Annotated in this window: 6 protein-coding genes; 4 read left to right on the forward strand and 2 right to left on the reverse strand. The window is 39.0% G+C overall.

Features of this window, described 5'->3' with window-relative positions; translation table 11 throughout:
* The first annotated feature begins 8 nt into the window (after positions 1 to 8).
* The 4 genes from B8967_RS19050 to B8967_RS19065 all read left to right on the forward strand — a co-directional run bounded on the left by B8967_RS19050 (position 9) and on the right by B8967_RS19065 (position 7,691).
* A complete protein-coding gene (locus B8967_RS19050) occupies positions 9 to 3,149 on the forward strand; it encodes an efflux RND transporter permease subunit (RefSeq protein ID WP_084087227.1) in 3,141 nt (1,046 codons plus the stop codon).
* A gap of 17 nt (positions 3,150 to 3,166) precedes the next feature.
* The gene (locus B8967_RS19055; RefSeq protein WP_228406258.1) at positions 3,167 to 4,579 is read left to right on the forward strand and encodes an efflux transporter outer membrane subunit; all 1,413 of its coding nucleotides are present in this window, start codon (positions 3,167 to 3,169) and stop codon (positions 4,577 to 4,579) included.
* A gap of 59 nt (positions 4,580 to 4,638) precedes the next feature.
* A complete protein-coding gene (locus B8967_RS19060) occupies positions 4,639 to 5,193 on the forward strand; it encodes a DUF2652 domain-containing protein (protein WP_047486658.1) in 555 nt (184 codons plus the stop codon).
* A gap of 326 nt (positions 5,194 to 5,519) precedes the next feature.
* Positions 5,520 to 7,691: an outer membrane beta-barrel protein gene (locus B8967_RS19065; protein ID WP_084087231.1), complete on the forward strand. Its 2,172-nt coding sequence runs from the start codon at positions 5,520 to 5,522 to the stop codon at positions 7,689 to 7,691.
* 574 nt (positions 7,692 to 8,265) lie between these two features.
* On the opposite strand, the gene B8967_RS19070 is transcribed toward B8967_RS19065, so the two are convergent.
* Both B8967_RS19070 and metQ read right to left on the reverse strand, forming a co-directional pair.
* On the reverse strand, positions 8,266 to 10,530 hold the full coding sequence (locus B8967_RS19070) for a glycoside hydrolase family 3 C-terminal domain-containing protein (RefSeq protein ID WP_084087233.1): 2,265 nt from the start codon (positions 10,528 to 10,530) through the stop codon (positions 8,266 to 8,268).
* A 189-nt stretch (positions 10,531 to 10,719) separates the two neighbouring features.
* On the reverse strand, positions 10,720 to 11,526 hold the full coding sequence (metQ, locus tag B8967_RS19075) for a methionine ABC transporter substrate-binding lipoprotein MetQ (RefSeq protein WP_179140087.1): 807 nt from the start codon (positions 11,524 to 11,526) through the stop codon (positions 10,720 to 10,722).
* Positions 11,527 to 11,587 lie beyond the last annotated feature (61 nt).

An 11,587-nucleotide genomic window follows, 5' to 3' on the forward strand; every position in this document is an offset into this window, starting at 1 on the left:
AAGAAATCATGTTAAAGAAAATTATAAAAAGACCCGTACTGGCAACGGTAATCTCTGTATTGCTTGTTATTCTGGGGATTGTGGGTATGGTAAGTCTGCCGATCACAAAATTTCCGGACATTGCACCGCCTACCGTAATGGTAACCGCGGCCTATCCGGGAGCCAACGCTGAAACGATTGCCAGGTCTGTAGCTCCACCCCTGGAAAATGCGATTAATGGAGTGGAAAATATGGATTATATTACTTCTACAGCAAGTAATGACGGGACATTAAGTATTACGGTTATTTTTAAATTGGGAACAGATCCCGATCAGGCAGCCATTAATGTTCAGAACAGGGTAGCACAGGTAACCAACCAGCTTCCTGCCGAGGTAATCCAGGCCGGAATTACTACCGTGAAAAGGCAAAACAGTATGATTGCCATGGTTTCCCTGACGAGTAAAGATGGTTCTATGAATGATCTTTTCCTTGAAAACTATGCCAAGATCAATATTGTCCCTGAATTAAAAAGGGTAAAAGGAGTAGGAGATGCCATGGTATACGGAAATAAAGATTATTCAATGCGTATATGGCTGGATCCGAATAAACTGACCTCTTACAATCTTACTCCTGCAGAGGTTTCCCGTGCTATTCAGACCCAAAACCTTGAGGCCGCACCGGGAAGATTGGGAGAGAGAAGTAAAGAGGTAATGGAATATGTACTTCGTTACAAAGGAAAATTCACTGAGCCGGAACAGTATGAAAATATTACGATTAAAGCACTGAACGATGGTTCTGTCTTAAAATTAAAGGATATTGCCAAAGTAGAATTTGGAGCTTACAGCTATACGGTTTCTTCCAATTATAACAAAAAGGCTTCCGTAACGATGGCTATTTTCCAGATGGCAGGATCCAATGCCAATGAAGTGCAAATTGCCCTTCAGGAAAGAATGAAAGAACTGGAAAAATCTTTCCCTGAAGGAATGGCTTATGAAATTCCCTATGCTACAAAGGAAGCGTTGGATCAGTCTATAGAACAGGTGATTCATACTTTAATTGAGGCGTTTATCCTTGTATTCATTGTCGTGTATATCTTCTTACAGGATTTCCGCTCTACTTTGATTCCGGCCATTGCAGTTCCGGTATCTATTGTGGGAACCTTCTTTTTTATGAAAGTTTTTGGGTTCTCCATCAATATCCTGACCTTATTTGCTCTGGTGCTCGCCATTGGTATTGTAGTGGATGATGCCATTGTAGTCGTAGAAGCTGTGCATGCTAAAATGGAACATAAAAAACTGAATCCGAGGGCGGCAACGATGTCTGCCATGAGCGAGATTACAGGAGCTATTGTATCCATTACTCTGATTATGTCTGCGGTATTCGTTCCGGTAGCCTTTATGAGCGGTTCCACAGGACTGTTTTATCAGCAGTTTGCATTAACCTTAGCTATTGCCATTATTATTTCTGCCGTGAACGCACTGACACTGAGCCCGGCATTATGTGCACTATTCTTAAAACAGCATCACGGTGGTGCTCATGAGAAAATGAATTTTAAAGACCGCTTCTTTGCCGGTTTTAATGCAAGCTTCAATAAACTGACATTCCGTTACGGAAAAGCGGTATTATTCCTGTTGAAAAAGAAATGGATTGCTTTCATCCTGATCTTTGCATTCGGAGGACTGTTTGCATGGATGTCTATGACCACCCCTAAAGGGTTTATTCCAGATGAAGATCAGAGTTTCATTATTGTTACAGCGAATCTTGCTCCGGGAGCATCGAAAGACAGAACATCAAAAGTAGTGTCCGATACAGAAGACCTTCTGATGAAAAATCCGGCTGTAGATAAAGTGATTTCTGTAGACGGGCTGAACTTATTCAGTGGTTCGATGTCTTCTTCTGCAGCTTCTATATTTGTTAAATTAAAAAAAGCAGGGCAGAGAGGAGCTGTCAATAATATCAATGACATTATAGGGCAAACCCAGGGAATACTTTCTCAGGATAAAAGAGCAAACTTCCTTGTGATCAATACCCCAACGGTAGATGGTTTTGGAAATACCAGCGGAATGGAGCTTGTGCTTCAGGACCGTACGAATGGCGAACTTCAGAATTTAGGAAACATATCTTATGGAATGATGGGTGCTTTGATGCAGAGACCGGAAGTTGCGGTAGCATTTACAACATTTGATGTTACCTATCCTCAGTTTGAAGTCCTTGTCGACGAAGTGAAATCTGCTCAGCTGGGAGTCAATGTTTCTGATGTATTAGGCGTAATGCAGGGGTATTATGGAAGTATTCAGGCTTCGGATTTCAACAGATTTGGAAAATATTATAGAGTATTGGTACAATCCACTCCTGAGACAAGACAGGATAAAGAATCCCTGAACGGAATCTTCGTTAAAAATAACCTGGGCCAAATGGTTCCTGTCAATACATTGGTAAGCTTAAAACAAGTGACAGGAGCTGAAGTGGTAGACCGTTTTAACCTTTTTAACTCATCTAATTTAACTGTAATGGCAGCTCCGGGATACAGTACGGGACAAGCCATGGCAGCTATTGATGAAGTAAGCAAACAGGTACTTCCTCCGGGATATACATATGATTATAAAGGAATGAGCCGTGAAGAAGCAGGATCCAGCTCACAGTCGGTGATGATTTTCGGATTGTGTATTGTATTTGTTTTCTTCCTTTTATCAGCTCAGTATGAAAGCTATATTCTTCCATTGGCAGTATTGATTGCTATTCCGGTGGGACTATCAGGAGTATTTGTCGGGATTACAGTGGCTGACCTGTCTAATAATATTTATGTTCAGATTGCACTGGTGATGCTGATCGGGCTTTTGGCCAAGAACGGTATCCTGATTGTGGAATTTGCTATACAAAGACGTAGAGCGGGCAAAAGCCTCATTGCTTCTGCCGTTGAGGGGGCCAAAGCCCGTTTGCGTCCTATTTTGATGACCTCTTTAGCATTTATTACCGGATTACTTCCGTTGATATTTGTAGTAGGTCCGTCAGCGTTGGGTAACCATTCTATCGGATATGCTGCCATTTCAGGGATGCTTTTCGGAACGATCTTAGGAATTTTTGTAGTTCCTGTTCTTTTCGTGGTATTTCAGGCTTTACATGAGAGAATCAATGGAAGAGTGGTAACGGATGCTGATTGGGAATATTAATTCAAATGATTTTAAAAATGAAAATTAAAAATATAGCCTATATCGCATTCATCTCAGGAACAGCCATATCCTGTAAAGTTCAGAAATATGAGCGCCCTGAATTGAAAATGCCTGAGGCTTTCAGAAGTGACAGTATAGTTGTAGAACAGAACGAGAATATCGCCAAGATCAGCTACAAAGATTTTTTCAAAGATCCTGTTCTGGTAGGATTGATTGACAAAGCGATGGTTCAGAATAACGATCTTCAGCTAGCCTTAAAACAGATTGAGTTTGCTTCGCTGGCTTACAACCAGAGTAAGTGGGCAAATGTTCCTACCGTAAGTGCTGCTGCCAATGCAAATATCAACCGCCCCTCGGATAACAGTATGAACGGGATGATGGCAGGGCAATTCATGGGGAAAAGATATATGGAAGATTATACAGCTTCTATAAATCTTTCCTGGGAAGCGGATATTTGGGGAAAGATCAAAGGAAGAAAAGAGCAGGCACTGGCCGAATACCTTAAAACCCAGGAAGCTGGAAAGGCTGTGAAAACACAGTTGGTGGCAGCGGTAGTGCAGGGATATTATAATGTATTAATGCTGGATACTCAATTAGAGATCACAAAATCCAACCTGACCTATGCAGAAAATACCCTGAAGTTTTTGACAAAACAGCAGGAACTTGGATTGACCACAGCGCTGGCGGTACAGCAACAGGAAATCGTAAGGGATCAGATCTTAAAATCAATTCCTGCTATTGAAAGTTCCGTTACCACGCAGGAAAATGCACTAAGTCTTCTTACGGGTTCAATGCCCGGTAAGATTGAAAGAAGTGCGAGCCTGAATACGGTGCAGTCTCCGGACCATATTGCAGCAGGTATCCCTTCAGAGCTGTTAAGCTACAGACCAGATATCAAAAGTGCTGAACTTGAGGTAAGGAAAAGTGCTGCGGCTATCCATGTAGCTAAAATGAGCATGTATCCTTCATTGAACATTACTGCTCAGGGTGGAGTGAATGCTTTTCAGATCAGCAAATGGTTCAGTGTACCGGGCTCTCTTTTCGGGATGGCTGCCGGAGCTATTGCACAGCCTATTTTGAATGGTAAGCAGCTGAAAACCCAGTATGAGCAATCGAAGGTGTTGGCAGATCAGGCTGAAATTACCTTTAAACGGTCTGTTTTAAAAGCAGTGGGTGAGGTTTCTGATGCTTTGGTACAAATTAAGAAGCTTGAGGAGCAGCAAAAAATAGCGGAAGGATTGGCTTTAAAATCTAATGAAGCGGTGAAGAAAGCTGATATTTTATTTAAATATAATTCAGCCACTTATGTAGAGGTAATCATTGCACAAACCAATAAGCTTCAGGCTGAGCTGGACCTGGCTTCCCTGAAAGCGCAAAGACTGAATGCAATAACGGCACTCTATCGTTCTGTAGGAGGCGGATGGCAATAAAGTAAAATTGAACCTGCTTCGTCTTTACCGATGAAGCAGGTTTTTAATCCATTATCATTATGAAGAATACAAATATACAAGAGGGAATCATTCTTATTCCGGATTTTAGCGGATTTACAGAATTTGTGTTCAATACCAAACTTTATACAGGAGAATATATTGTAAGACAACTACTTTCTACACTGATCGATGTGAACGGTCGCTATTTTGAAATCTCAGAGATTGAAGGAGATGCCATTTTATTTTACAGATATGACGAAAATCCTTCCTATCAGAATATTTCAAAAATACTCATGAAAATGAGGAATGCCTTCAATAAAAAAATAGAAGAACTCAGTAGAAGCTTAAGTACTACTATAGCATTGTCCTTGAAGTTTATTGTGCACTACGGAACATTTTCGCAATATAATATCGGAAGTTTTAGAAAACTATACGGTAAAACTATTGTAGAAGCCCATCAGCTTCTGAAAAATGGGCTTGCAGAACAACCCTCGTATGCGTTATTCAGCAATTCCTTTTTAGAAAACAGCAACAATCAGGAGACTGATCTTAATAAAGATAAACTTCGCTTACCGGAAGTAGGCGTTATCCAGTATTTTGAAAATATAAACTAGCATATTTTTTAATTTTAATCCTTGTAAATTTGCTATTGCTAGCGGCCCGGGTGAGAGAGACCCGGGCTTTTTTTGTTGAGGACAGAACTATTAAATTATTTTTAAGGGAGAAGTGAAATTTGGAATAATATATAATTTCGAATAGTTTGTTGCAGATGTGATGGGTATAAGTTGATTTTATTGTTGTTTTATCTTGTTTTTCTGATTTTCTGCCAATTGAAAATAGTGTATGTTACTAAAAACTAAGTATTTATTTCGCCTTTTTCAATATTGGGTGTAACAAATACCTCCCCATAGTGGTCTTATAGAATAAACTATAATTTCAAATGAAAACAATTTTATTTCCAATAGCATTATTAGCGGGTTCTTTGACCCTGGCTCAAACCCAGGTTGTGAAGGATACGGTAAAGCAGAAAGAGATTGAAGCCGTTACGCTGGTAGCCAGAAAGCCGACGGTAGAATCCAAGGTAGACAGAACGGTATTTAATGTTGCAAACAGTGCTATCCTTGCTGGAAATACAACATGGGATGTTCTGAGAATGACTCCTTTGGTGAGTATTGATAATAATGATGATGTAAAAGCTGAGGGACAAATGGTTACGGTATATATCAATGACAGGAAATCTGTTTTTACAGGTAAGGAATTAAAAGAATATCTTAAAACAATTCCTGCCGATAACCTTATGAAAATAGAGGTGATTACCAGCCCTTCATCACGTTATGAAACCTCAGGGTCTGTTGTCAATATTGTTCTTAAAAAAAGAGATGACGAAGGGTTGAAAGGAAGTATATCACTCAACAACAGACAAAGTACCAAAAACTCACAGTACACAAATATCAATTTGAACTACCATAAGAAAAAGTTTACACAAACCCTTATAGGAGGTTATAATAGCGGTAATTATGTGCAGAAAACCCAAACTTGGGATAACCGATATGAGAAGAATAGGCATACCGAATTCAATCTGGAGAACATAATGAGAAATGAAAGTCCTTCTCTTTCTTCTACTTCGGAATTTGAAATCAATGATAAAAATAATTTCGGCCTTGTGATGGAGTATTCACAGAGCAGGAATTTACTTTCAGCAGCATCTGATGGGATGACTTCACAAGATGGAGATCCCGGTGAATCTTTTCACCAGATTCAAAATAACTGGGGATTCAGACGTAACTTGGGGACTAATGCTTTCTATAAATACTATGATAAAGAGAAAAACAGGATTTTAGATATTAATATTGGAACCAACTATTCCAGTGATAATAACGACAATTTGATTGACAAGCAGATTAATAAGCAGGGTGTGAAAACAGACCAGCAGCTGGGGGTGATCAGTACAAATCAGATGCGTAATTACTATCTGAAAATAGATTATACACAGCCTTTTGGTAAATTAGGCGGTACGATGGAAGTGGGAGGAAAAACTGAATTAAATAACCATGTTATTCCCAATAGCCTCTATGGGTTCAGTATTAATGATCCTTCATCCGATTATTCTAATCTCTCAAAAAATGACAGATTTCATTATGAAGATAATCTGAGCTCTTTATATGCCAATTATAGTAAAACATTTTTCGAAAAACTGGAAACAAGGGTCGGAATACGATATGAATATATTGATTATAAAGTAAGACAGGATGTGGCGGGTACAGAGAGAAGAGATTCTTATGGTACTTTTCTTCCTAATTTGTTGTTGAAATATAGTTTTTCAGACAAATATGATCTGAGTTTTACCTATAACAGAAGTATCTGGAGACCATGGTATTCTGAATTTAATCCTTTTCTGATGCCTGAAATTAACGGTACCTATTCCAGAGGGAACCTTAACCTGAACCCGAACCCTAATGACAGGCTTTATCTGAAGTTTGGAATTCTGAAAAAATACTTTATCTCTGCAAGGTATATGCATACCAATCAGGATTACTGGACGACTTATGTGACAGAAAACGGAAGAACGGTTTCATTACCGGGGAATTTCGATGGAAAGGTTGAAAAATATTACCTTTTTGCCAATACCAATCAGAACTTCCTGAAAAATAAGCTGAACGTAAATGCCGGATTTGGATGGTATTATATTAATAATAAAGATTTTAACGAGAAAAACAAACTGGGAGCTAAAGATTATATCAGCTACTGGGGAGCCTCTGCCAATCTATCATATACCAATCTTTTTAATAAAAACATTAACCTGAGTGCGTGGGTGGAGCTTGCCAATCAGAATAACGGAAATTCATATGCTAATAATACCAATGTTTTCCACAATATTTCTGTCACCAAAATATTTCCAAAAACCCAGATGGAACTAAGCATGCAGCTGATGAATATTTTTAAAAGACCTTACGGTGATAACACCACCTATAGCCAGGACGGAACTTTCAGAGAGTATTCAAAATGGGACTGGTACGGAGTTTCTTTGACGTTTGTAAAGCGTTTTGGAAACCAGAAAGTAAAAGAAAATACCAAAACCGATGTAGAGAAAAACGCTGGCGGAGGAAAGTAATATACTATTTGTTAGATCAATACAAAAGCAGGTTCTATCGGGAACCTGCTTTTGTATTTCCTGCAGGAGACCTTCTCAACAGCTTATTTATAACTTGATTTAACTGAGGTGTCTAAAAAATATTTTGTGACTTTAGGATAGGTAGAAATAATATTAATGGAAGGAGAAGAGATCATATTCGAATGGTGGTAAAAAACTGATATGAGTTAACCACCCCGTCAAAAATTCTTTGAATTTTCGCCACCCTTTCGGAGGAGGGGAATAATAGTCTGCTTTTTTAACTCTTAGGTTGAGAATTGAAAGGTTGTAATATATTATTGGGTAAAATGAAAAAGAAAATCAGAGATTTTCAAACAATTTATATGAACTTTTCTGTGGCTTATTGATAACTAAGTATTAGTAAGGTGTTTTCCAAAACTTTTGTGGTTTGTATGCTCTCTCATAGTTTAGAGTAACACAGGTCTTTTGAGATTTGCAGAAACAAATAAAAAGCAGGTTCCGATTGGAACCTGCTTTAATTAATTCTACAAAATTAATTTCAGAAGTTAACTATTCAATACTAACTTCCATATTTCTATTTTAAAGTAAACTTTACCTTTGTTTTAATAGCATCTGAAGAGTTTCCGATCAGTGCTTCGAAATCTCCAGGTTCGGCTACCCAGTCGTGTTTACCGGCGTCAAAATAACTTAATGCAGTTTTGTCGATGGTGAAGGTTACTTCTTTTTGCTCTCCGGGATTTAAATATACTTTTTCAAAACCTTTCAGTTCTTTTGCAGGACGGGGAACAGATGATTTTAAATCACTGATGTAAAGCTGGGCTACTTCAGCACCGGCTTTCTTTCCTGTATTTTTAACACTAACTGTAAAAGTAATGGAGTCATCCTGTGAGATGACCGTTTTATCCGCTTTTGCTTTTCCAAACTCAAAAGTAGTATAGCTTAATCCATGTCCGAAACTGAATAGAGGCTTGATATTTTTGGTGTCATGCCAACGGTATCCAACGAAAATTCCTTCGTTGTAGGTAATATTGATCGGGTTCTTCTGGTCTTTTCCTTTTCCTGCAGCAAATTCTTCTTTTTGTCCCGGATATTCTCCAAGTTGGTGAGCTGAATTATCTTCCAGTTTTACAGGGAAAGTAAAAGGAAGTTTTCCGGAAGGATTAGAATCCCCTGCGAGAACGGAAGCAATAGAATTTCCTGCTTCGGAACCCAGATACCATGCCTGTACAACACTTGGAACCTCCTTAATCCATGGCATGGCGACAGCATTTCCGGATACCAGTACCACGGCAAGATTTTTATTGGCTTTTGCCAGTGCAGAGATGACATGATCCTGGTTGTAAGGCAATCCATAGCTTTTTCTGTCATTTCCTTCACTGTCCTGGAAGTCTGCTTTATTGAGTCCGCCTACAAAGATGACGTAATCTGATTGTTTTGCCAGTGCTACAGCTTCATTCAATAATTCGGCTTCAGAGCGGCTGTCTTTTAAGTCCTGTCCGGATTTTACACCGTTGTACTCTCCACCGATATCTCCTACATAACCTCTTGCATATTGAACGTCAGCCTGTTTTCCAAATCTGGATTTGATTCCGTCCAGAGGAAGGGCTTCGTATTTTACCTTTAATGATGATGAACCACCACCCACAGTCATAATTTTAATAGCATTTTCACCAATCACAGCAATTTTTTTAGCTTTATTAAGATCGATGGGAAGAACATTCCCCTGGTTCTTTAATAAAACAATTCCTTCCTCACCAATTTCCTTGGCTACAGCCTTATGCTCTTCGGAAGCAATATTTCCAAAAGGCTTGTTCCTGTTCATGGTGGTCTGATAAGCAAGACGAAGCAGTCTGGTCACTTTATCATCAAGTTCAGTAGTTCCCACTTTTCCCGATTTAATCAAATCAAGATAAGGCTTTGCCAAAAAGTAGTTGTCATAAGCATTTTTAGTTCCGGCAGAAAGTCCATTGGTCCATGTTCCGAATTCAAGATCCAACCCGTTATGGATGGCTTGTTCCGTATTATTCACGGCTCCCCAGTCGGACACCACCACTCCTTTATATTTCCATTCTTTTTTCAGGATGTCATTCAGAAGATATTGATTCTGGCTGGCATACTGACCTTTATACATATCATAAGCCCCCATAATGGTCCAGGAATCTCCTTCGGTTACTGCCGCTTTGAATGGAGGAAGGTAGATTTCATAAAGCGTTCTGTCATCCACGTTCACGTTACTGGTATGACGGAACATCTCCTGGTTGTTAAGGGCAAAATGCTTTACAGAAGTGGCCACCCCATTAGATTGTACCCCCTTAATATAAGGAACTACCATTTTTGAGGTCAGGTAAGGATCTTCTCCCATATATTCAAAATTTCTTCCGTTCAGGGGAGTTCTGTAAATATTTACTCCGGGTCCTAAAAGGATATCTTTTTTCCTGTAACGGGCTTCTTCTCCTAAAGCCTTACCATAGTTCCATGACATTTTTTTATTCCATGTAGCAGATAAAGCCGTAAGGGCAGGGTAGGCGATGATAGAGTCATTGGTCCATCCTGCCTGATCCCATTCGTCCCACATGACCTCAGGACGTACCCCATGAGGACCGTCAGTAGTCCAGAATTCAGGAATTCCCAATCGGGGAACACCCGGTGAGCTGAATTTCGACTGGGCATGCAGCATAGCCACTTTTTCTTCCAGTGTCATTCTGGAAAGAGCATCCTGGATACGTTGTTCTACAGGTTTGGATTCGTCTAAATAAACCGGTAGAGTATTATTTGTCTGAGCCATATAAGAAACAGAAATAAGGGTGAATAAACTTACAATGGCGGTTTTCTTTAACATAATGCCTTTTTATTTGATTGTAAGCAAAAATAGCTAAAATTTTTATTATCTCAAATTGAGAAAATGAAAAATAATCCGTAAAAAAACTGTCTACATAATTGTTTGACAGTTTTGTTATCTGTTTGAAGCTGAAAATGAAAAGTGAGATAAAGATAATTCACTTTTGGCTTCAGATTCTCAAATTCAAGATTACCATCCTTTCACGGCTCCTCCTTTGAAAATTTCTTTGGCTTTCTTCTCTACTTCATCAGATTCATAGGCTTTAACGAAATTTTTTACCTTCTGACTGTTTTTGTTGTCCTGTCTGGCAACCACTACATTGACGTATGGAGAATCTTTATCTTCTTTGAGGATACCCTGTTTTTCAGAATCCAAACCAGCCTGAGCTGCAAAATTATTATTGATAATACCCACCACCACATCTCTGTCATCCAAAACTCTTGGAATCTGTGCGCCTTCAATCTCCATAATTTTCAACTGTTTTGGATTTTCTGTAATATCGGTCACTTTTGGAAGCAGTCCCACACCTTCTTTTAATTTTAATAAGCCATTTTTCTGTAGCAGAAGCAGTGAACGTCCTCCATTGGTAGGATCATTAGGAATGACCACAGTATTTCCATTCTGCAACTGACTTATATTTTGAATTTTTTTTGAATATGCTATAATAGGGAAGACAAATGTATTTCCTACCACAGCCAGATTATATCCTCTCTGTTTGGATTGTTCGGTAAGATAGGGAACATGCTGGAAAGCGTTGGCATCAATATCCCCGGTGGTCAAAGCTTCATTGGGAACCACATAATCATTAAAGGGGATCAATTCCACTTCAAGGTTGTATTTTTCTTTCGCTACTTTTTTCGCTACTTCAGCAATTTCCTGCTCCGGGCCATAGGTAATTCCCACACGGATAAAATTAGGATCATCTTTCCTTCCGGAACATGCCGTGAATAATAATACGCCGGCAGCAAATAAACTTAAAATCTTTATTTTTTTCATTGTCATTCTTTTAAATAAGAAAAAAGGAATCGTAAAAGGACCACTTCTGCTCCTTTACTCA

This window comes from Chryseobacterium sp. YR221 (genome assembly GCF_900176315.1).
Classification (GTDB): Bacteria; Bacteroidota; Bacteroidia; order Flavobacteriales; family Weeksellaceae; genus Chryseobacterium; species Chryseobacterium rhizosphaerae.

Coding starts and splice junctions, on each gene's coding strand:
- B8967_RS19050 (WP_084087227.1), top strand. CDS start 9: ATGTTAAAGAAAATTATAAAAAGACCCGTACTGGCAACGGTAATCTCT.
- B8967_RS19055 (WP_228406258.1), top strand. CDS start 3,167: ATGAAAATTAAAAATATAGCCTATATCGCATTCATCTCAGGAACAGCC.
- B8967_RS19060 (WP_047486658.1), top strand. CDS start 4,639: ATGAAGAATACAAATATACAAGAGGGAATCATTCTTATTCCGGATTTT.
- B8967_RS19065 (WP_084087231.1), top strand. CDS start 5,520: ATGAAAACAATTTTATTTCCAATAGCATTATTAGCGGGTTCTTTGACC.
- B8967_RS19070 (WP_084087233.1), bottom strand. CDS start 10,530: ATGTTAAAGAAAACCGCCATTGTAAGTTTATTCACCCTTATTTCTGTT.
- metQ (WP_179140087.1), bottom strand. CDS start 11,526: ATGAAAAAAATAAAGATTTTAAGTTTATTTGCTGCCGGCGTATTATTA.